Annotated in this window: 14 protein-coding genes; 7 read left to right on the top strand and 7 right to left on the bottom strand. The window is 64.8% G+C overall.

The window, feature by feature from the left end:
* The coding region (locus D779_RS21885) for an FAD-dependent oxidoreductase (protein ID WP_157726457.1) at positions 1–140 on the bottom strand (140 nt) is incomplete at its 3' end.
* A gap of 726 nt (positions 141–866) precedes the next feature.
* Here D779_RS21885 and D779_RS18445 point away from each other — a divergent pair.
* Entirely contained in the window at positions 867–1,592 is a 726-nt protein-coding gene (locus tag D779_RS18445; RefSeq protein ID WP_043757041.1) for a class I SAM-dependent methyltransferase, read from the top strand.
* A 262-nt stretch (positions 1,593–1,854) separates the two neighbouring features.
* Here the strand turns inward: D779_RS18445 and D779_RS18440 are convergent, their stop codons facing one another.
* The 4 genes from D779_RS18440 to D779_RS18425 form a co-directional block, all read right to left on the bottom strand.
* A complete protein-coding gene (locus D779_RS18440; RefSeq protein ID WP_043757038.1) occupies positions 1,855–3,297 on the bottom strand; it encodes a type IV pilus assembly protein FimV in 1,443 nt (480 codons plus the stop codon).
* 22 nt (positions 3,298–3,319) lie between these two features.
* Positions 3,320–4,168, bottom strand: a complete 849-nt coding sequence (locus D779_RS18435; RefSeq protein ID WP_043757037.1) for a glycine betaine ABC transporter substrate-binding protein — start codon at positions 4,166–4,168, stop codon at positions 3,320–3,322.
* A gap of 134 nt (positions 4,169–4,302) precedes the next feature.
* A complete protein-coding gene (locus D779_RS18430) occupies positions 4,303–5,148 on the bottom strand; it encodes an ABC transporter permease (RefSeq protein WP_043757035.1) in 846 nt (281 codons plus the stop codon).
* Positions 5,145–6,368 (bottom strand): quaternary amine ABC transporter ATP-binding protein, encoded by a 1,224-nt coding sequence (locus tag D779_RS18425; protein WP_043757030.1) that lies wholly within the window; start codon positions 6,366–6,368, stop codon positions 5,145–5,147. The genes D779_RS18430 and D779_RS18425 overlap by 4 nt, the downstream gene beginning before the upstream one ends.
* 497 nt (positions 6,369–6,865) lie before the next feature.
* Here D779_RS18425 and D779_RS18420 point away from each other — a divergent pair, with 497 nt between their 5' ends.
* The 3 genes from D779_RS18420 (at position 6,866) to D779_RS18410 (ending at position 15,314) form a co-directional block, all read left to right on the top strand.
* Positions 6,866–8,437: a methyl-accepting chemotaxis protein gene (locus D779_RS18420; RefSeq protein WP_043757027.1), complete on the top strand. Its 1,572-nt coding sequence runs from the start codon at positions 6,866–6,868 to the stop codon at positions 8,435–8,437.
* Positions 8,438–8,580: 143 nt separating this feature from the next.
* Positions 8,581–14,100 carry a transporter substrate-binding domain-containing protein gene (locus tag D779_RS21315; RefSeq protein ID WP_052348265.1) on the top strand — a complete coding sequence of 1,840 codons (5,520 nt, stop codon included), beginning with the start codon at positions 8,581–8,583 and terminating at the stop codon, positions 14,098–14,100.
* Positions 14,101–14,180: 80 nt separating this feature from the next.
* The gene (locus tag D779_RS18410) at positions 14,181–15,314 is read left to right on the top strand and encodes a response regulator (RefSeq protein WP_052348264.1); all 1,134 of its coding nucleotides are present in this window, start codon (positions 14,181–14,183) and stop codon (positions 15,312–15,314) included.
* A gap of 95 nt (positions 15,315–15,409) precedes the next feature.
* Here D779_RS18410 and asnB read toward each other — a convergent pair whose 3' ends face one another.
* Positions 15,410–17,230: an asparagine synthase (glutamine-hydrolyzing) gene (gene asnB, locus D779_RS18405; protein ID WP_043757024.1), complete on the bottom strand. Its 1,821-nt coding sequence runs from the start codon at positions 17,228–17,230 to the stop codon at positions 15,410–15,412.
* A gap of 219 nt (positions 17,231–17,449) precedes the next feature.
* On the opposite strand from asnB, the gene pip reads away from it, so the two are divergent.
* From pip to D779_RS18390, 3 genes are all read left to right on the top strand, one after another.
* On the top strand, positions 17,450–18,400 hold the full coding sequence (pip, locus tag D779_RS18400; protein WP_043757021.1) for a prolyl aminopeptidase: 951 nt from the start codon (positions 17,450–17,452) through the stop codon (positions 18,398–18,400).
* Positions 18,401–18,496: 96 nt separating this feature from the next.
* On the top strand, positions 18,497–20,242 hold the full coding sequence (locus D779_RS18395; protein ID WP_043757018.1) for a chloride channel protein: 1,746 nt from the start codon (positions 18,497–18,499) through the stop codon (positions 20,240–20,242).
* Positions 20,243–20,358: 116 nt separating this feature from the next.
* Positions 20,359–21,312 (top strand): AEC family transporter, encoded by a 954-nt coding sequence (locus D779_RS18390; RefSeq protein WP_043757015.1) that lies wholly within the window; start codon positions 20,359–20,361, stop codon positions 21,310–21,312.
* A gap of 104 nt (positions 21,313–21,416) precedes the next feature.
* Here the strand turns inward: D779_RS18390 and D779_RS22415 are convergent, their stop codons facing one another.
* Complete coding sequence (locus D779_RS22415) at positions 21,417–21,689, bottom strand: hypothetical protein (protein ID WP_157726456.1); 273 nt, start codon at positions 21,687–21,689, stop codon at positions 21,417–21,419.
* Between the last annotated feature and the right edge of the window lie 216 nt (positions 21,690–21,905).

Here is a 21,905-nt window from a genome sequence, read left to right as displayed (position 1 = left end):
GCCCCGCCGGCGCCGCCGTACCTGGACTTGCGGTCGAGCACCAGCACGCTCATGCGGTCCGCCAGCTGCAGCGCCGCGAAGAGCCCCGCCGGGCCCGCCCCGATGATGCACACCTCCACTTGGGTCGATGTCTGCGCCATGCGCTCGGTCTCCAAATCTGTTGTCAGCGGTCAGATGCGGGCCGTCGTTCTACTGCAGCGTATCCCACTCCAGGCGAGTCGAATGACTCTGTCGTTTCAGATCCGGACAGTAGGGCTTTGTCCGCCGGATTTTTCCATCATTACGACAGTAGATGTTGGTATATGTCACGAGTTGCATCGCCTGGGACCGAAGCACTCAGCCATGAGTCTCCAATTGCCCCTCTTCATGTCCGGGTATAAGATCAAGCAGTGTCTTGCGGTCCCATTACCGCCGCACTGAAAATGCAATGATCGGAAACGACGTTTCTATCTAGTACGGTGGACCAAACTGTGTTTTGTATCGGGCATGGATGCCATGAGGCGCCTTGCAGTAGTATTGGCGGTGAATTTCAGGGATGTGACCAAGCCGTACAACTGTACATGAGCCAATGTGGTGAGGGTGTTAGACGGAATCTATCTAGTGCAGGAAATTGAGAATCCGCATAGCAACAATAATTACAGAGTCCGTCGGCCTTGATCATCGTTTGGTCCACCTGTCGCGATCCAGCCTTGAGCGCCAAGCAAGAGTTTGATTTTTAAGAGCTTAGATAGGCTTGATTGACTGCATGATTGGGTCTTGGGCGACACGATGATCAAGGCCAGTCCGTCTAATCAACTGTTTTATCGAGTGATTGCGCTATTGATCATTCATTCGGTTCACTGGCTCAGGTACAACTTGGAGAATGAATGGCTACAGTTGAGGAACATTACGAGAAAGTCCTTTCAGACGTCTATGCATGGATGTTTGGGGGGATTGAAAGTGGAATCAAAATGAACGCCAGCTTCTTTCAGAAGCATGGAATCAAGCCCGCACGTTCAGGGATGGCCGTGGATCTTGGTGCTGGTTGTGGGTTCCAGTCCATTCCACTATCCCAAATTGGGTATTCAGTTACCGCCATAGATCTCGATAGCAATTTACTGAATGAATTAGCAAAAAACTCTTGCAGGTCGAATATCAAGGTTGTCCGAGATGACCTTGTTAATTTTGATGTTCATATCAATGAAAATCCGGAGCTCATTATATGTATGACAGATACGATTGTTCATTTGGAATCCAAAAACAGAGTTATCTCGCTTTTTGAAAAGGTGGTCGTTTCGCTGGAAGACAGTGGGCAATTCATTATCACTTTCCGCGATCTGTCATACGAGCTTTCTGAGCTTGAAAGATTCATGCCTGTAAAGAGCGATGACAACATCATTTTCACTTGTTTCCTCGAATACGAACCGGAGACAGTTAAAGTTCACGATCTTGTGTACAGAAAAGAGGGTGGTCGGTGGAATCTCAACAAGAGCTACTACCGAAAACTGAGGTTATCGAAAGAGTGGGTAGATACTCAGCTTTCAAGGGTTGGTTTTACTCAAATTAGATCAGCCATTGACAAGGGGGTTGTTACAGTAATAGCAACCAAATGAAAAAAACACCGAATAAAAGTTTAAAGTAAAAAAGGAAGAAAAAAGGGGACGAAAAAAGGGGGCAGACATATTTACCGCTATACTGACCTGATGCACAGGCACTCGGATCAGTGAAGTGGACCATAACCCGATTGGGCGAAAAGGTTTCACTGAGCGATTGCCCGCAATCTCATCCATTGCAGACGAGATGTCTATCCTGATTGGAAGGGCGGTCATGTGCGCCCCTCCCCCTAGAGGGAAGAGGGGCGTTCGGGAGGAGGGCTTAGAAGTAATAGCCCAGGTTCAGATTGAACCTGTAATTCCACTCGTCGTTGCCGTTGGCGCCGAAGTCGCCGACGCCGTAGAGGCTGCCGTAGTCGTCGGAGCCGTCGTCCGCGGCCTCGTTGCCGACGAAGTAGTTGCCGTTGGAGAAGGCCAGGTCGCTGTAGATGTACCAGCCGCCGCGCGCCCAGGCGGCGCCCACCACCAGCATGTCGCTGTTGTTGAAGTCGCTCTCATCCTTGACGATGCTGCTGTACTCCACATAGGGCAGGACGTAGTCGAGCCAGGGGATCTGGGGCGTCTCGTACTTGTAGCTGATCGAGATGGCCGGGATCCAGGCCTTGGCGGCGACCGGCCAGGCGAAGTCGTAGGCGCCCATGGGGATGAGGGTGTCCGTGCCCCAGGGGTTGTCGCTGTCGATATCGTACTCGTAGCGCGTCAGCTGGGTCGCCAGGGTCCAGTTGTCGTAGCGGTTGATCATGTGCGCCGAGGCCGCCCAGTGGCTGCCGTCGTCGGCGCGCTGGCCCTTGAGCTGACCGTATTGCAGCGAGACGCCGATGTCGGTCGGGATGCGGGCGTCGCTCAGGCTGTAGATGGCGCGGACGTTGAACTGATTGCGCTCGTCATAGCCGTTGTGGGCACCGCCGTAGATGACGTTGCCGTCGGCGTCCGCCGACTCGGTCCAGCGCACGGCGTCGTAGCCGTAGCGCGCGCTGTCCAGGCTGCGGCCGAAGAAGCCGCCCTCGCTGCCGGCGTAGTAGGCGAAGTCGAGCGTCCAGTTGTCGATCGAGGTGCTGTACTTGACGCCCAGATCCATGTCGTCGGCGAGCCCGACATAGTAGTGCTGGTCGAAGAACCAGCTCTGGGAGACGCCATAGGGGCCGGGACCGAAGGGCACGCGGTTGAGACCGACCTTGACCTCGCTGTCGTCCTGGAAGCGGTAGCCGAGCCAGCCGGAATGCATGAAGTTGTAGTTCGTACCGGTGCCGGCCGGATACCAGCGGTATTCCAGCGCGCCGATGATGTTGTTGTAGTCGAGCGCCAGGTTGATGCGGAAGGTGTCCAGCTCGACGTTGCCGCCGTTGCCGCCGCGGTTCGGTCCGCCGTCGTAGCCCTGGTAGCTGCCGAGCACGTAGTTGACGCGCGCGGCACCGCCGATCTTCACCGGTCCGATATGGAAGCCCTTGTCCTCGGGCGGAGGGATGGCGGCGGCGACCTGCTCGGTCTCCTCGGCGGCCGGCGCAGGTTCGGCCTGCATCGGCTGGGTCTGGCCCCGGGCCTCGGCGAGATCGCGCTCGGCCTCGGCGAGCTGGCGCTGGAGATCGGCGATCCGCTGTTCGAGCTCGGAGGTGTTGGCGGCCATCGCGGGGAGCGAGCAGAGCGCCCCCGCGAGGATGAGGGTGGCGACGCCCGCCGGGCGTCGCGAGAGGTTGGCTTGATGCATGCTTTTCACGCGTCGGACCTCGTCACTTCTTCCAGGACTCGACGGTGTCGGCGTTCTCCTCTACCCAACGCTCGGCGTTGGCGTAGGGATCGGCGTGCTTCTCCTGATTCCACACCATCAGCTCGGCCATCTGGTCGGGCGTCCAGCTGAAGTTGTCGAGCACCTTGTAGACCTCCGGCATGTCCTCCTTCAGCCCCTTGCGCACCACGGTATGGATCTGTTCCTCGCCGCCGTAGACGCCCTTGGGGTCGTCCAGATACTTGAGATCCCACTTGGCGAACATCCAGTGCGGGGTCCAGCCGGTGACCACGACCCATTCCTGGTCCTCGATGGCGTCGCCCAGGACGGCGGTCATGATGGGGCCGGTGCCCTCGACCAGCTTCATGTCGTCCAGGCCGTAGTCCTCGATCACCTTTTCGGTCTTGCTCATGAGTCCGGCGCCCGGATCGATACCGATGATCTTGTCGTCGAACTTGTCGGCGGCGGCGTTCAGCTGTTCGATGGAGTCGATCTCGACATAGTCGGGCACGACCAGGCCGATGCGGGTGCCGTCGAGGTTGGGCCCCAGGTCCTCCACCTCGTCGGCGACCTTGGCCAGATAGTGCTTATGGGTGGTCGGCAGCCAGGCGGCGACGATGCCGTCGACGTCGCCGGTTCCCACCGCCTGCCACATGGCGGCGGCCGAGACCGGGGTGATCTTGACGTCGTAGCCCATGTCTTCCAGCACCGCCTTGACGACGTTGGTGCTGGCGACCTCGCTGGACCACTCGACATAGGCCAGCTCGACCTCGCCCTTGTCGGCGGCGAGCGCGGCCGCTCCCGTGGATAGCATGGCCGTTGCGGCGACTGCGATGGCGGTTTTCTGCATCATGACGATAGAACTCCTCTGAGGTGTGAGAACTCGGCCGCGATCGCCTGGATGGCGCCCGGCCTCGCTTCGGGGGAGTGGCCCATTCCGGGCCGAGAATGCGGTCCCCGCCGCGCGGCGGGGACGCGACTGGGGACTCAGCTCGCCGAGCCGGGTTTGGTCCGGACGATGCCTTGGGTGATGCGGTCCAGGATCATGGCGAGCACCACCACGGCGATGCCGGCCTCGAAGCCCATGCCGGCCTCGTTGCGCTGGATCGCGCGCCAGACCTCGCCGCCCAGTCCCTGGGCGCCGATCATGGCGGCGATGACCACCATGGAGAGGGCGAGCATGATGGTCTGGTTGATGCCGGCCATGATGGTCGGGACCGCGAGCGGCAGCTGGACCTTCACCAGCTTCTGCCATTTGGTCGAGCCGAAGGCGTCCGCGGCCTCGACCAGGTCGGCCGGCACCTGACGGATCCCGAGCGTGGTGAGGCGGATGGCCGGCGGCATGGCGAAGATGACGGTCGAGAAGACCGCGGCCACGGGCCCCAGACCGAAGAAGGGGATGGCCGGGATCAGATAGACGAAGGCCGGCATCGTCTGCATGAAGTCCAGGATCGGGAAGAGGACCCGGTAGACCCCGCCCGAGATGGCCGCGAAGATGCCGAGCGGCGCCCCGATGGCCACGGCGACCAGGGTCGAGATGAGGACCAGCACCAGGGTCTGCAGGGTCGGCTCCCAGAGGTCCAGGTTCCACAGCAGGCCGAGCCCGAGCAGCGCCAGCAGCGCCGTGCGCCGGCCCGCCAGGCGCCAGGCGAGGGCGGCGACGAGCAGGATGGAGACCCAGGGCGGCAGCCACATGAGGCCGTCGACCGCGCCCTCGATCCCGGTCTCCACGACGTCCGAGACCAGCTTGGTGGCGGATGCGAAATGGTCGGTCAGGGCGTCGAGCCCCGCGTCGATCCAGTCGGCGAGCGGCAGGCGTGGGATCTCGATCATGCGGCCTCCTCCTGTTCGGGGGCGGTTCCCTGCTCGGCCAGGCCCTGCAGCAGCGAGGCGCGGAGCACCATGCCTTTGAGCCGGCCCTCCGCGTCGACGACGGGTGCCGGCATGCTGCTCTCGGACAGCGGGGCGAAGAGCTCGCGGACCGGGGTGTCGAGCCCGACCGCTTCGGTACCCGGCTCGATGATGCCCTGGATGCCGCGCTCGCCGCGCTGCACCGCCTTGAGTGCGGCGTCGTCGCGCACGACCCCGCGCAGCCTGAAGTTCGACTCGACGACGAACAGCAGGCTCAGGTCCTCGTCCTCCATCTTGCGCAGCACGGTGCGCGGGCCGTCGCTGACGAAGGCGACCGTGCGCGCCCGCCGCATGACGGCGCTCGCCGTCAGCACCTTGGTCTTGTCGACCTCGGCGACGAAGCGCTCGACGTAGGCGGTGGCCGGGCTGGAGAGGATGTCCTCGGCGGTTCCGATCTGTTCGATGCGGGCGTCCTTCATGAGGACGATGCGGTTGCCGAGGAAGAGCGCCTCGTCGAGGTCGTGGGTGATGAAGACGATGGTCTTCTGCATGCGGCTCTGCAGGGCGATCAGCTCCTGCTGCATGTCGCGCCGGATCAGCGGATCCAGGGCCGAGAATGCCTCGTCCATCAGCAGGACGTCGGGCTCGACCGCGAGTGCGCGGGCCAGTCCCACGCGCTGCTGCATGCCGCCCGAGAGCTGACCCGGATGGGCGTCCGCCCAGCCGTCCAGCCCGACCTGACTCAGGGCGGTCTGCGCCTTTTCGGCCCGCTCGGCGGGGGACACGCCCTGGATCTCCAGCCCGTACTCGACGTTCTGCTGGATGGTGCGGTGCGGAAAGAGCGCGAAATGCTGGAACACCATGCCGAACTTGCGGCGCCGGACTTCGAGCAGGTCCCGGTGTCCCAGGCCGACGATGTCCTGGCCGTCGATCAGGATCTCGCCGGAGGTCGGTTCGTTGAGCCGGTTGAGACAGCGGATCAGGCTCGACTTGCCGCTGCCGGAGAGGCCCATGACAACCAGGATCTCGCCCTCGTAGACGTCGAAGCTGGCATCGGCCACGCCCACCGTCTGTCCGGTGCGCTCGAGAATGGATTGTTTGGTTTCGCCCTGGCGCAGCAGCTCCAGGGCCTCTTCCGGCGCGTCGCCGAAGATCTTGGTCAGACCGCGAACGGCCATCTTTACGGATTGTTCCACGGACATGGCCCCAACGTTTCTTGCGGAAGGTGGGTCGCAAGGCACAGCCGACAGGAGACGGATATGCACGGATTGATTTGCAGCCGGTGGCCGCGTATTCCGATCGACCGGCGAGGGAACCCCGAGATCCGGCGGGCATCGGAATGAGTCGAGGTTTTTCGGACCGCTTCTCATGGCTGGCCGTCAAACCTATCTATTCCACCTTAATGGTGCCTTCTGCGAATCGCAAGACGCTCTTGCTCGAACCGGACCAGCGGATGCGCCCTGTACCCCGACTCGGGCAGTGAGCAAGAATCCGACCGACGAAGCTCTGCCGACGGTCCCTCGATCTGTGATTTGGTTCTCAGTCCGGCTGTTCCAGCCCGGTCTCTGCCTGGATCCGCGTGGCGTACCGGGAATCGAATTCCATATCTTCGACCAAGGGCTGCGCTAAGATGCCGACGCAATCCGTGCGCACCGCGCGGACCCTCTCTCAGGTCTTTTTCTAGTCGGTCGAACCATCCATGAAGCTCAACCTGCCGGTCACGAACCGCGAGAACGATTACGCAGACTCTCTGGTCATCATTTCCACGACGGATACCAAGGGCGTCATCACCTACTGCAATACAGCCTTCGTCGAGATCAGCGGCTTCGATGAGAACGAACTGATCGGCAGCAGCCACAATGTCGTTCGCCATCCGGATATGCCGCCGGCCGCCTTCAAGGATCTCTGGGACACCGTCAAGAAGGGCAAGCCTTGGCGCGGTATCGTCAAGAACCGCTGCAAGAACGGCGATCATTATTGGGTCGATGCCTATGTCACCCCGGTCTACGAGGACGAGACGCTGGTCGGCTACCAATCGGTTCGGACCAAGCCCACGCGGCCGCAGATCGAGTCAGCGGTTCGGCTCTACGACAGGGTTCGCGATAAGAAGCTCGAGGATATGCCGCGTCCCCTGGTGCCCGAGTTCGGCCATCGCGTCTGGCTGAGCGGTGCCTTCCTGGTGGTCGGATTGGGGGCGGTCGTGGCGGGCTGGTCCGGGAGCCTCTGGGTCGGCTCGGGTGCGCTGCTGCTCGGTCTCGTTCTGGCTCAGATCAGTGCCTCGACCATCTTCCGTCATATCGACGATAGCGTGCGCGTGGCCAAGAAGATCGCGGGGGGCGACCTCTCGACTCCGATCCATGTCGCCGGGAACAACGAAACCACCGAGGTTCTGCAGGCGATCAAGATGCTCCAGGCGCGTCTGGCGACGGTCATGGGTCATATCCAGGAGTCCGCGGCCGGGGTCGCCGCGGCGGTCGAGCAATTGACCCAGTCGACAAACTCGACCCATCGCCTCATGGAGGGCCAGCATCAGGAGACCGATATGGTCGCCACCGCCATGAATCAGATGTCCGCGACGGTCACCGAGGTCGCGGGCAATACCTCGGCCGCGGCCGAGGCGGCGCACCAGGCGAGCCGCGATGCGCGCGAGGGGCGGATGGTGGTTCAGGACAGCATGGCCGGCATTCGCGAGCTGGCCGATCATGTCACGGAAGCGGCGCAAACGATCGGGCGGCTGGAGACCGACTCGGAGAACATCGGCAAGATCCTCGACGTCATCCGCGCGATCGCCGGTCAGACCAATCTGCTGGCGCTCAACGCCGCGATCGAGGCCGCCAGGGCCGGCGAACAGGGGCGCGGATTCGCCGTCGTCGCCGACGAGGTTCGGGCGCTCGCCCAGCGCACCCAGGCATCCACGCAGGAGATCCAGGAGATGATCACGAGTCTGCAGGAGGGTGCGCGCAGCGCCGTGGCCGCGATGCAGCGGGGGCGCGAGCAGGCCGATCGGAGCGTCGAGACCGCTGGCGAGACCGATCGCTCGCTCGACGCCATCGCCCACTCGGTGGATCGTATCAACGATATGAATGCCCAGATCGCGACCGCCGCCGAGGAGCAGAGCGCCGTGGTCGAGGAGATGAACCGCAACGTCGAGAGCATCCGCGGCCTCTCGATCCAGACCCTCGAGAGCACGGACGGGGTGGCGCAGGCGACCGGACATCTCAAGGATCTGGCCGGGCGGCTCATGGGCGTGGTGCACCAGTACCGGCAGTGAGACGCCGACCGGATGCCCGTCTGGCATTCGGTCGGTCTTGCTAGAGATGGGCTCGAATCCCGATCGAACGCGGGCAGGCGCAGCGACGGATGCGCTGTCCCCCGCGTCGATCCCGGATCAGGGACAGAAGGAGGAGTCACCGAATGCATCCGCTGACCAGTGTCGTCAGGGTTTTCGTCTACGCTCTGTTCCTGTCCGGCGCCATCTGCCACGCCGCCGAGGATCGCGTGGCGGGGCAGGATGCGCTCGAGACCCCTCGGGTCGGGGATGCCGGCGCCGCTCACTCGACACTCGCCGGTGGCGCTGGCGAGGCGCCGGGCCTGCTCACCATCGCCGGCAGCCGCAATCTGCCGCCGTTCAGCATGCTGAGCGAAACGGGCGAGCCAGAGGGGATCGGGGTGGATCTGTGGCGTCTCTGGTCGCGGAAGACCGGTCGTCCGATCCAGTTCCGTCTGACCGATATCTCCCGCTCGCTGACGGATCTCGAGGAGGGGCGCGCCGATCTTCATGCCGGCCTCTTCCGATCCAGCGAACGCAGTCGGTGGCTGGAATTCTCCGAGCCCTATCTGCGCGCGCCCGCCACCCTCTACTACCTGTTCCACGAGGGCGACACCCGTTCGCTCGCCGATTTCCACCAGGCCCGGATCGGGGTGCTGGGGCCTCCACCGGCCGATCTGTTCGACCGGCTATTCAGTCAGGCGCGTCCGACCAGCTTCGAGAGCATCGAACAGATGATCGCGGCATCGGAGCAGGGCGAGATCGACGCCTTCATCGCGGACCGGCCCTCGACCGAGCTGATCCTGATTCGCAACGGCCTGCGCGGGGAGTACAAGGCGCTGGATCGGGACCTGATCCAAATCGAGCTGCGTGCCGCGGTCGTCAAGGAAAATGCGGGGCTCTTGAAGGACATCGAGAGCGGGCTCGGCGCCATCACTCGAGAAGAGATGGAGGCGATCCTGAGCCACTGGCTGGGCGAGTCGCGGGATTTCGGCATCTATCTGCCACGCTGGAGCGCGACGCTGCAAAGCAACGATGAACGGCGAGATATACGGCGTCGCGGGATCTCGCGTGGCGGCAAGGATTCCAAAGGCGTGAAACTCGGTCTGACGCCCGCGGAACGTGTCTGGCTCGAACGCCATCCCAAGGTCAGCATCGGGGTCGATACCGATTGGCCGCCCCTGGAGTTCATGGACCAGGGCGGAGTCCATCGCGGCATCAGCGCCGATTATCTGCGCCTGCTGAGCGAGCGCCTCGGCATCGAGTTTTCCGTGGCGACCGATACCAGCTGGTCGAACATCCTGGACCGCGCCCGCGACCGGGAACTCGACATGATCAGCACCCTCTCCCGGACCCCGGAACGTGAGCAGTACCTGTCGTTCACCCATCCATACGTTTCCGTTCCCTATCGCATCTATGCGCCTCGTGACGCCCGTTCGATATCCGGCGTGAAGGATCTGCAGGGTCTGACCGTTGCGGTCGAAAAGGACTATCACCTGCACGAGCGTCTTTCCATGGAATATCCGACCGTCAAGCTGCTGGTGGTCCAGACCACCAGAGAGGCCCTCGAGGCGGTCTCCTTCGAACGGGCGGACGCCTATATCGGCAATCCCGCCGTCGCCGACTGGCTCATCGACCAGGATCGCCTGGTGGATATCGAGGCCGTGGCCTCCGCCGCCCGGGAGCTGGGCCGGTCGGAGCTGCGTCTCGCCGTACGCAAGGACTGGCCGACGCTGACGGCGGTCCTGAACAAGGCATTGAGCAGCGTCACCCCCGAGGAGCACCGAGAGATCCAGAGGCGTTGGCTGGGAGGGGGGAGGGGTGACGAAGAACCTCGGCCGCCGCTCACCGACGAGGAGCGCGCCTGGCTGAAGAGGCATGCGAGGATACGCATCGGCATCGATGCCGATTACGCCCCTTACAGCTTCCGGGATTCGGATGGCGAGTACCAGGGCGTGGCCCCGGACTTCATTCGGGCGATCGGGCGGCGTCTGGGGATCGAGATGGACCCGGTCCCCGGGCTCAGCTGGCCCCAGATCATGCAAGGCGCCCGCGACCGGACCCTGGACCTGGTCGCCACCGCGGTTCGCACGCCCGAGCGCGACGCCTTCCTCGACTTCACCGAGATCTATATTCCCACTCCGCTCGTGATCATGTCGCGCAAGGACGACCGCAGCATCCGCGGTCCCGACGACCTGGCGGAGAAGCGGGTGGCTTTGGTCGAGGGCTACTCATCGTCTCGGAAGGTCGTCCAGGAACATGCCTCCATCGTCAAGCATTGGGTGAAGACCCCGCTCGAGGGGCTGCGGGCCGTGGCCGTGGGGGATGCCGACGCCTACATCGGGGTTCTGGGGATCAATATCTATCTCTCCGCCAAGCATGGGATCGGAAACCTCAGGGCTGCGAGCGGCTACGCGCTCGAAGACAATGGACAGCGTTTCGCCGTGCGCAAGGATTGGCCGGAATTGGTCGGCATCCTGGAGAAGGCGCTGGCGTCGATACCGGAATCGGAAAGACTGGAGATTTTTCGGCGCTGGGTGCCCGTGGAGGTCGAGGCGGGCGTCTACACGCCCGAACTGGAGCTGACTCGGGCGGAAAGGGAATGGCTGCGGCTCCATCCGGAGATGCGTCTCGGCGTGGACCCTGCGTGGGAACCCCTCGAATACATCACGCCCGAGGGCGAGTACCGGGGCATTTCAGCGCAATTCATGCACCGCATCTCGGCCATGCTCGGACTCGAGATGACCCAGGTGGCCGTGCCCGACTGGCGCGGGGTGCTGGAGGCGGCCGAGGACAAGAGGATCGACCTGCTTCCCGCCGTCACGCCGTCTCCGACCCGCGGCCGCTTCCTCGACTTCACCCGGACCTATCTGCATTTCCCGCTCATGGTCTTCACCCGCAAGGACGCGCCATTGATCACGGGCATCGAGGATCTGGCGGACTGGCGGGTGGCGGTCGAGCGCGGCTATGTCACCCAGGAATATCTGGAGCGGGATCATCCCGAATTGCGTCTGCGGCTGGTGGCGACCACGGCCCAGGCGCTGGAGGCGCTGGCGGTGGGCCAGGTGGACGCCTATATCGGCAACCTGACCCTGGGCAGCTATCTGATCGACAAGCTGGGGCTGGGCAACCTCAAGGTGGCGGCGCCCACCCCCTATGCCAACGACCTGGCCATCGGGGTGCGCAAGGACTGGCCCGAACTGGTCGCCATACTGAACAAGGCGCTGACCACCATCGACGAGGACGAGCGCCGCGCCATTCGCCAGGAATCCCTGGCCATCCGCTACCAGATGGAGGTCGACTATTCGGTGGTGTGGCGGGTGGTGGCGGCGGCCGCCGTGCTGCTGCTGCTGACCCTGCTGTGGCTGGCCCAGACCCGGCGCCAGAAGGCGGCGCTGAGCCTGGCCAAGGCGGAGGCGGAGCAGGCGAACCGCTTCAAGAGCCATTTCCTGGCCAACATGAGTCATGAGATTCGCACCCCCATGAACGCCATCGTCGGTTTTTCCCACCTGGCGATGCAGACCGAGCTCGATTCCCGCCAGCAGGGCTATGTGGAGAAGATCCAGGCCTCCGCCCATGCGCTCCTGGGCGTCATCAACGACATCCTGGATTTCTCCAAGATCGAGGCCGGCAAGCTCGAGATCGAACGAACCCGCTTCTCGCTGGACAAGGTCCTGGAGGACTTGGCGCACCTGAGCGTCATCCGGGCGGAGGAGAAGGGTCTGGAGCTGCTGGTCGACCGCGATCTGAGGATCCCGGATACGCTCGTGGGAGATCCACTGCGTCTCAGTCAGGTGCTGACCAATCTGGTGGGCAACGCGGTGAAGTTCACCGATCGGGGGGAGGTCAAGGTGGGCGTGAGGCTGGTAGAAGAGGATGGGGCTCGCATAGGTGTCGAATTCGCCGTGGAGGATACCGGCATCGGCATCGAGCCGGACCAGCTCCAGCGACTCTTCGACGCCTTCACCCAGCTGGACAGCTCGACGACCCGGCGCCATGGCGGCAGCGGACTCGGACTGAGCATCTGCAAGCGGCTCACCCGGCTCATGGGGGGCGACCTGGAGGTGCGGAGCGCGCCGGGCCAGGGAAGCCGCTTCAGCTTCGTGCTGCCCTTCGAGGCCCTCGGCGCCCCCGGGACGCGCACCTGGGTGCCGCAGCCGGATCTGCGCGGTCTGCGTGCCCTGGTGGTGGACGACAACCCCTCGGCCCGCCAGATACTCAGGGACACCCTGGCATCCTTCACCTTCGAGGCTAGCGCGGTCGGGGATGCCGAAACGGCACTGACCCTGATCGAGGCGGCCGACGGCGAGGGGCGGCCCTTCGAGGTGGTGCTGATGGATTGGCGTCTGCCCGGAATCGACGGGATCGAGGCCGCGCTGCGTATCAAGCGGAACGCGTCATTGACGCACACCCCCGCAGTGGTCCTGGTGACCGCCTACGGACGCGAGGAGGTGCTCGGCCAGGCGGAGGCCGCGGGCATGGACGGCATCCTGATCAAGCCCGTGGGCCCCTCGGTCCTGTTCGACACGGTCATGCGCGCACTCGGCGGCGGTGCGGCCGAGGCCAGGGCACGCAAACCCGCGGGGAGCGCCGACCGGCGACGTCTGTCCGGCAAGGTGCTGCTGGTCGAGGACAATCCCATCAACCGACAGGTGGGCCGGGAACTGCTGGAAAACATGGGATTGCTGGTCCGCACGGCCGACAGCGGTCAGGAGGCGCTGGAGTCCCTGCGCAGACACGACTACGATCTGGTCTTGATGGACATTCAGATGCCGGGCAAGGACGGCTATCAGACCACCCGCGAGCTGCGTTCGGATCCGGCGATGGAGCAGCCGCCGGTGATCGCCTTGACGGCGCACGCCATGTCCGGCGAGCGGGAACGGTGCCTGGCCGCGGGCATGGACGATCACATCGCCAAGCCCATCGACCCAGAGCAGTTGTACCGTACCCTCGGCCGCTGGCTCGATCAGGGGACCGAACCGCTCGAGCCGATCCAAGGCACCCTCGACGCCGCCGCGGACATCCTTTTGCCGGATCGTCTGCCCGGAATCGATCTGCGCTGGGGCCTGGAGCGGGTCGGCGGCAACCGCCCCCTGTTCCGCAAGCTGCTGGTCGACTTCGTCGTCAATCACGGCGACGCATCCAGCGAGCTGAGGCGGCAGCTGCGGGATGGCGACCTCGAAGAGGCCAGACGCCTGGTCCACACACTGCAGGGCGTCACGGGCAACATCGGTGCGCGAGAGGTGCAGGAGGCCGCGGCCGACCTGGAGCGCGGTCTGATGGACGGACGGATTCATGCGGGTTCCGAACTGCCCGAGGCATTCGTCGAGGCCTTCACCATCCTGGTGACGGGATTGGCCTCTCTGGAGGGCGGCGAGATACGACGGGAAACCGTCACACAGGCGCCTCGGTCGGCCACCCCCGAACAGCTGGACGGCCTGCTTCGGCGCCTGGAGCGGCTTCTGGAGGAAGGCGATCCGCAGGCCAAGGACCTGATTTCCGAGCTGGAGGCCGCACTGTCCGATTCAGGGCATCCGGAATCCTTGCGTCGCCTCGGCGAGCAGATAGACGCCTACGATTTCGATCTGGCCCAGGAGACGCTGGCGGCCCTATCCGCAGAGTTGGCCGCGTCCGATGGACGTGCGGGCCATTCCGGAGAGGCTTGAGTCGGATCCGCGAGATTTCGATTGAAGCCTCCCGCCAACCCTGTTACTCCTGACGCATACTGTCGAGGGCCGTGGGTGCGATGATCCGGAACACTTCCAAGATTCTGATCGTGGACGACGAGAGCTTCTATATCGACGTCCTGGTGGATCTGCTCAAGGACGAATACAGGACCGTGGTGGCGAAGGACGGGGAGCAGGCCTTGCGCCGGGCACTGGCCAGCCCGCCGCCCGATCTCATCCTGCTGGACATCCTCATGCCCAACATGAACGGCCATGAGGTGTGCCGTCGGCTCAAGGCGGATCCGGCGACGCGCGACATCCCGGTGATCTTCCTCACCATCAAGAGCGAGGTGGCGGACGAGCTCAAGGGATTCGAACTGGGGGCCGCGGACTATATCACCAAGCCCATGAGCCCCCCGATCGTCAGGGCCAGAATCAAGACCCACCTCGCCCTCTGCGCGGCGAACCGCGAGCTCGCGGATCAGAACAATCTGCTGGAATCCCGGGTCAGGGAACGTACCGCCGAGCTGAGCCGGACCAAGGATGTCGCCATCTATTGCATGGCCAGTCTGGCCGAGGCGCACCACGCCGAAACCGGCAAGCACATCCTGCGAACCCAGCACTATGTCAAGGCACTGGCCGAGCATCTGAGACACCACCCCAGCTTCGCCCACTATCTGGACGACAACAGCATCGAGATGCTGTTCAAGACCTCGCCCCTGCACGACATCGGCAAGGTCGGCGTGCCGGACCGGGTGCTGCTGAAGCCCGGCAGGCTCGATCCGGACGAATGGGAGCTGATGAAACAGCACGCCCAGCACGGTCACGACGCCCTCCTGCGGGCGGAGCGTGAACTGGGGACCACGGACTTCCTGCAGCTGGCGCGTGAGATCGCCCATACCCATCACGAGCGCTGGGACGGTACCGGCTATCCTCGTGGACTGGCGGGCGAGGAAATCCCCATCTCCGGGCGGCTCATGGCCTTGGCGGACGTCTACGACGCCCTCATCAGCAAGCGTGTCTACAAGGACTCCATGACCCATGAGGCAGCTGTGAGGATCATCCGCGAATCCGGCGGCAGTCATCTGGACCCGGAGATGGTCGCGGCCTTCCTGGAGATCCAGGATGTGTTCCTGGATATCGCGGTGCAATTCCCCGACAACGACATCGCACGCGCCGGGTCGCCCTCTCCGGACACGGATTCAGGGGCCTGAGAGGCGGTCCGAAAACCCCGATGCCAGAGCTCAGGTCCGCGCAGCGGACCCTGCCGAGGCGTTGACTGTAGGGTCCGCTGTGCGGACCGAATCGCTCACGCGATCCAGTCCAGCGGATCCTCGTCCGGCGCCGGCGCGAGACCGGGCCGCTCGATGAAGAGCCGGTGCCAGATGGCGAACTGCATGAGCCCGAACAGCTCGCGGCCGCCTCCGCGTCCGTGCTGGCGTGCCGCGACCAGTTCGGGGATGGCCTCGGCGCGGAACCAGTCGCGCACCCCGGGATTGCGCATGAGTCGCTCGCCGACACCGGCCGCGACCTCTCCGGTCAGCCAGTCGCCGACCGGGACGTGGAATCCGCGCTTGCGCCGGTCCAGATGGCCGGGCGGCAGGCGCGGCTCGGCCCAGCGCTTGAGCAGCCATTTCCCCTGGTGTCCCCGGACCTTCAGCGCATCCGGCAGAGAGAGCCCGAACTCGACGATCCGGTGATCCAGGAAGGGCACCCGTCCCTCCAGGGCGAAGCCCATGAGCATGCGGTCGGTCTTGACCAGCAGATTGTCCGGCAGCGCCGTGACCAGATCCGTGTATTGACGCCGGCGCATGTCCGACCAGCCGCGCGGGGTCTCCCCCCAGGCGCGCAGGAAGGGGCTCCGGTCCGGTTCGGGCTCGGCGCGCAGCGCCGGGCCCAGCAGCCGTCGCGACCAGTGTCCGGACCACTGGCCCCGGGTGCGGAAGCCGCCGCTGCCCGGATGCAGGATGGACTTGACCCAGCGCTCGGCCAGCGGCGGCCGATAGCGTCCGTAGCCGGCGAAGACCTCGTCGCCGCCCTCGCCCGAGAAGACCACCTTGAGCTCGCGGCCGGCGGTTTCGGCCAGGATGGATGTGGGCAGACAGGCGTAGTCGCGCATCAATTCGTCGGCGCACCAGATGCTGTGGGGGATGCGGCCGAAGACCTGATCCAGTTCCAGCTCGAGCGGATGGTGATCGAACCCGAAGTGCTCGGCGACCCGTGCCGCCTCGTCGAGCTCGTGGGCCATGCGGGTGCCGCGATAGCCGACCGAATAGCTCTTGATGCGCCCCGCGCCCTGCTCCTCCAGCATGGCCGCGAGCACGGCCGAGTCGACGCCGCCCGAGAGGAAGAGCCCGAAGGGGACGTCCGCGCGCATGTGCTCGCGCATGGCCTCGCGCATCAGCGAATCCAGCTCGGCGCGGGCCTCCTCGAATCCGATCGCCCGCGGCGCGACCTCGAGCGCCGACCAGTAGCGATGGCGCCGGATCCGCAGCTCCGAGTCGATCACCAGCGCCTCGCCCGGCGGCACCCGGCGGATGCCCGCGATCAGGGTCTGCTCGCCGCCCGCGAACTGGTTCTGCAGGAACTGGCGCAGCGCGCTCGGGATCAGCTGCGGGCGGCCCGGAAGCAACGGCAGCAGCGCCTTGATCTCGGAGGCGAAGGCGATGCGGTCGGGCAGCCGCACGTAGAAGAGGGGCTTGATCCCGAGCCGGTCGCGGCCCAGTATGAGCTGGCCGCGCTCGGCGTCGTGCAGGGCGAAGGCGTACATGCCGCGCAGCCGGGTCAGGAAGTCCAGTCCATGTACCGCATAGGCGTGCAGGATGGTCTCGGAGTCCGAATCGGTCAGGGTGCGGCGGCCAAGGGCGCGCAGCTCGGCGTTCAGCTCAAGATAGTTGTAGACCTCGCCGTTGGCGGCGAGCGCCAGCCGGCCGTCGGCGGAGACCATGGGCTGGTGCCCGGTCGCCAGTCCGATGATGGAGAGCCGCGTCTGGGCGAGTCCCACCGGGCCTGAGCAGTGGATGCCGCTGTCGTCCGGTCCGCGATGGGCCAGCCGGCCGCACATGAGCGACAGGGTCTCGGTCTCGGGGCGCTGTCCGGGCCTGAGGATGAAGCCTGAGATGCCGCACATGGCTCAGCCCTCCCCGGAGCGTTCGGGCGGAAGAGCGGGTTGGCGGCTGGCGGACGGGCGATGGATGGCTGGCTGCACCGGGAGGGATTCGTCTTGGATTGGGCGAGGATCGAGGTTAGCGGGTCGCGGCCTCGATCTCAATCGGCTGGTAGCCGATACCTGGTAGCCTTAGGACCCTACATTTCGCGTCTCGCTTCAGCACGCTGGGGAGGTGATTCGATGCATGCGCTCTATCCTCCGATCGAGCCCTTTCGCGTTCGCGATCTGGCCGTCGGCGGAGGTCATCTGCTCTATGTCGAGGAATGCGGCCGGGCGGACGGCCGTCCTCTGCTCGTTCTCCACGGTGGCCCAGGGTCGGGTTGCTCGCCGGACCATCGGCGCTTCTTCGACCCCGAGCACTATCGCATCATCCTGGTCGATCAGCGCGGATCCGGGCGATCCGTGCCGCGGGGCGGGCTGGTCGCCAACCGGACCTCGGAGCTCGTCGCCGATCTGGAGCAGCTGCGGCGCACCCTCGGCGTCGACCGCTGGGTGCTGTTCGGCGGATCCTGGGGCGCCACCCTGGCGCTGGTCTATGCCCAGAACCATCCCGAGCGCGTCTCGGCGCTCCTCTTGCGCAGCCCCTTCCTGGCGCGCCGTGTCGATCTGGAATGGCGCTTCGGCGACTCGGGGGCGGCGCGCTTCTTCCCGGAGGATTGGCGGGATTTGAGCGACTGCGTCGGGGAAACCCAGTGGGAGCGTCTGATCGAGCGCTATCAGGAGTGGGTGAGCGGCGAGGATCCGGGCAGGTCCTCGGCGGCGGCGCGCGCCTGGACGAACTGGGGCGCCCGTTTGGCGGGCCTGGCGTCACCCGAGTCTGACGAGTCCGGCGGCCTCGATGCCGAGATCCTCGCCCGGGCACAGGTCGAGACCCATTTCGCGCTGCAGCGCTATTTCCTCGCCGAGAACGAGCTCCTGATGCGGGCGGGCGAGCTGCCCGATTGCCCCTCCATCCTGGTCCAGGGGCAGCGCGATCTGGCGTGTCCGCCCGAGGGGGCTTGGTCGCTGCATCGCGCCATGCCCGGCTCGCGGCTGCGTCTGCTGCCCGAGGCCGGTCACCTGGCCTGGGAGGCGGGTGTGGTGGATGCCCTGGTCGACGAGACGGACCGGTTGCGCGGTCTGCCGGACTGAACCCCTCTGGCCGGAGTCCGAGCCCGAGCTCGGACCGTGGGCGTCGAGACAGGCTCGGGTTGCCAAGCGGACGCCCGGTCCCCAAGATGACGGCCCATGCCGTCCCGCCGATCTCCCTTCCGTTTGCCGCGCCCGGATCTCGAGTGGCTGCGGCTGCGTCTCTCGCGGCCGGAGTCTCTGCTCTGGTACGCGCTGCTGGGGCTGGCGACGGGACTGGCGACCGGACTCCTCATCGTCGGCTTCCGGCTGTCGGTCGAGGGCACCCAGGCGCTCATGCTGCCGGTGCACGGCGAGAACTACGAGGCGCTGACGCTCTGGCTGCGTTTCCTGTTGCCCCTGCTGGGGGCGCTGGCCATCGGGCTGATCTTCGTCCGCTTCGCCAAGGGGATCCATGTCCTGGGCGTGGCGCGGGTGATGGAGCGCATGGAGTACCACCAGGGGCACCTGACCCTGCGCGGCCTGGTGCTCCAGTTCCTGGGCGCGGCCATCGCCATCGTCAGCGGCCATTCGGTCGGGCGCGAGGGACCGCACGTCTATCTGGGGGCGGCCGGCGGCAGCCTGATCGGACAGTGGCTGAGCCTTCCCAACAACAGCATCCGCACCATGGTGGCCTGTGGTACGGCCGGGGGCATCGCGGCCTCGTTCAACACCCCGTTGGCCGGCGTCATCTTCGCGCTCGAGGTGCTGGCGCTCGAATACAGCATCACCGGATTCATCCCCATCATCCTGGCGGCGGTCAGCGCCAATGCCGTGTCGGTGGCCGCGTTCGGCAGCGCGCCCGTGCTTCGGGTGCCGCCCTTCCTCCTGACGTCGCTCTCGGATCTGCTTCCCGTGATCCTGGTCGGGCTGGCGGCCGGGGCCGTCTCGGCCGCCTATATCGAGGCGCTCCAGCGTTGCGCCCGCTTCGGCAAGCGGTTCGCCTATCCGTGGCGGATCGCCCTCGCCGGGCTGTCGGCCGGGATCTGCGGGGTCCTGTTTCCCGAGGTCATGGGGCTCGGTTACGATACGCTGCGCGATCTGCTGACCGTTCAGGTGCCCTGGACCTTCCTGGCGCTGCTGCTGACGATGAAGCTGATCGCGACCTCGACCAGCGTCGGGTTCGGGATCCCGGGCGGGACCATCGGTCCGGCGATCTTCATGGGGGCCGTGATCGGCAGCCTGGTCGCCGGGCTGAGCGGTCTGCTGGTGCCCATCGACTCGGCCCATACCGGCTATTACGCCCTGCTGGGGATGGGCGCCATGATGGGGGCGAGCCTGCAGGCGCCCCTGGCCGCGCTGACCGCCATCGTGGAGCTGGCGCACAGCCCGGGCGTCATCATGCCCGGCATGCTGGCCATCATCCTGGCCGCGCTCACCACCAGCCAGGTCTTTCGCCGCGATTCGCTCTTTCTCAGCGTGCTGCGGGCGAACGGTCTCGACTATCGGGCCAACCCGGTGGTGGGGATATTGCGCCGCAGCGCGGTCGGCGGGGTCATGAACACCAACTTCAGGCGTCAGCCGGCGGTCATCGCGCGCGAGGCCGCCGAGCGTCTGATGGAGGAGGGGCCGGACTGGATTCTGATCGACACGGAGGACGGCCCCACGCTGCTGATGCCGGGCATCGCCATCGCCGCCTATCTCGCCCAGGAGCCGGAGGGCGAGGAGATCGATCTGCTGGCCATCCCGGCCGACCGGCTCGAACTGGCCCCGGTCCATCTGCAGGCGACGCTCCAGGAGGCGCTCGACATCCTGAGGTCGCGCGGCGCGGATGCGCTCTATGTCAGTCGTCCGATCGCGCCAGGCATCGATCACATCTACGGCGTGCTGACCAAGGGCCGGATCGAGTCGGCCTATCGCTATTGAAATCCCCTCGGAGTCGCGGCCTCCGGATGACGCCTTGACGGCCGCCGGGCGTCCGGGCATGCCGGCGGCCCCGACTCCGTGGATCCGGAACCCTTTCCCTTGCGCCCGAACCTTTCATGAATCTCTTGCTCGCCAATCTCGACTTCGCCCTCTCCGTCACCGGTCCCATCATGCTGGTCCTCGCCCTCGGGGTCTGGCTCGCCCACCGGGGGCTCCTGACCGACGCCTTCATCGAGGGCGGCTCCAGGCTGGTGTTCAACGTGACCCTGCCGATCCTGCTCTTCGTCACCATCAGCCAGACGCATTACGCCCAGGCGGCGAATCTGCGGCTGGTGACGGTGGGGCTGGCGGCGACGCTCGTCGCCTATCTGATCTTCGAGCTGATCGCGTCGGCGGCGGTGCGGCCGAGACAGGAACGCGGGGTGGTGGTGCAGGGTGCCTTCCGCTCCAACATGGGCATCGTCGGGCTGGCCTATTGCGTCAACGCCTACGGCGACGTGGCGATGGCGACGGCCTCGCTCTATCTCGGCATCGTCACCATCCTCTTCAACGTACTGGCGGTGATCACCCTGAACCGCTCGCTCAGCGAGCATCGCTCGATCTTGCCCATCCTCAGGGACATCGCGCGCAATCCGCTGATCCTGGCGATCCTCTCGGCGCTACCCTTCGCCTATTACGAGGTGCGGCTGCCCGACCTGCTGCTGCAGACCGGCCAGTATTTCGCCCAGATGACCTTGCCGCTGGCGCTGCTCTGCACCGGCGGTTCCATGAGTCTGAAGGCGCTGCATCTGGATTCGCGCAACGCCCTCATCGGCTCTTTCGGCAAGGTGGTGGCGACCCCGCTGCTGACCACCGCGACCGGCTATCTGGCCGGGCTGCGCGGGATGGAACTCGGCATCCTCTTCCTCATGTCGTCCGCCCCGACCGCCGCCGCCAGCTATGTGATGGCCCGAGCCATGGGCGGGAACGGGGTGCTGGCGGCGAACATCATCGTCCTGAGCACCCTGGGCTCCATGATATTCACCAGCCTGGGAATCACCTGGCTTCATGGGGCTGGGCTGCTGTTCTGAGCCAGCAAGTCCTGTCAGGCTCCGAAGGTGTCCATCTTCGAGTTCCCGACCGATCCTGTATGGAATCGCCAAGTTTCATTCGGCAATGACGCCAAACTTGGAGTTCAATCGACATCTCCGATCTCGGCCGAAGACCTCGTTGGATCGTAAGCAAAGGCCATACCAAAATACTCTATAAATAGAATCGGGAAATCCTTGATGGCCCCATATTCAGAATGCTCATTCGCTGAGTGTGATGATTGGGCAACCCGATCCTGCCAGGGATGTTGTCGTGATAACTTGGAAGCCTTGATCATCGTTTGGTCCAGCTGTCCTGCTGACGGCTTGGTTACCGAAGCAAGACCCTGATTCTCCAAAACTAAAACCGGCTTGGCCAACTAAATTGCACGATCGTGGGCTAAATGATGATCAATGCCTAACTTGGGCATGGACGCCGGCAAAGGTGATCGTCAATGCGGGGGACTGTGGTATCGTCGGATGATTAATAGAGAACGGAGGCTAAACGGGTGCGGCCTCGAAATGATGTCGTTTCGAGGGTATGCTTTGAGCTTCTGTAACAACGAGAGAAGGCTTCGTCGTGGCGAAAGTGGTCA

Source organism: Imhoffiella purpurea, assembly GCF_000585215.1.
Taxonomy (GTDB): domain Bacteria; phylum Pseudomonadota; class Gammaproteobacteria; order Chromatiales; family Chromatiaceae; genus Imhoffiella; species Imhoffiella purpurea.
This window is presented reverse-complemented; position numbering and strand designations above follow the sequence as displayed.

Coding starts and splice junctions, on each gene's coding strand:
- D779_RS18445 (WP_043757041.1), top strand. CDS start 867: ATGGCTACAGTTGAGGAACATTACGAGAAAGTCCTTTCAGACGTCTAT.
- D779_RS18440 (WP_043757038.1), bottom strand. CDS start 3,297: ATGCATCAAGCCAACCTCTCGCGACGCCCGGCGGGCGTCGCCACCCTC.
- D779_RS18435 (WP_043757037.1), bottom strand. CDS start 4,168: ATGATGCAGAAAACCGCCATCGCAGTCGCCGCAACGGCCATGCTATCC.
- D779_RS18430 (WP_043757035.1), bottom strand. CDS start 5,148: ATGATCGAGATCCCACGCCTGCCGCTCGCCGACTGGATCGACGCGGGG.
- D779_RS18425 (WP_043757030.1), bottom strand. CDS start 6,368: ATGTCCGTGGAACAATCCGTAAAGATGGCCGTTCGCGGTCTGACCAAG.
- D779_RS18420 (WP_043757027.1), top strand. CDS start 6,866: ATGAAGCTCAACCTGCCGGTCACGAACCGCGAGAACGATTACGCAGAC.
- D779_RS21315 (WP_052348265.1), top strand. CDS start 8,581: ATGCATCCGCTGACCAGTGTCGTCAGGGTTTTCGTCTACGCTCTGTTC.
- D779_RS18410 (WP_052348264.1), top strand. CDS start 14,181: ATGATCCGGAACACTTCCAAGATTCTGATCGTGGACGACGAGAGCTTC.
- asnB (WP_043757024.1), bottom strand. CDS start 17,230: ATGTGCGGCATCTCAGGCTTCATCCTCAGGCCCGGACAGCGCCCCGAG.
- pip (WP_043757021.1), top strand. CDS start 17,450: ATGCATGCGCTCTATCCTCCGATCGAGCCCTTTCGCGTTCGCGATCTG.
- D779_RS18395 (WP_043757018.1), top strand. CDS start 18,497: ATGCCGTCCCGCCGATCTCCCTTCCGTTTGCCGCGCCCGGATCTCGAG.
- D779_RS18390 (WP_043757015.1), top strand. CDS start 20,359: ATGAATCTCTTGCTCGCCAATCTCGACTTCGCCCTCTCCGTCACCGGT.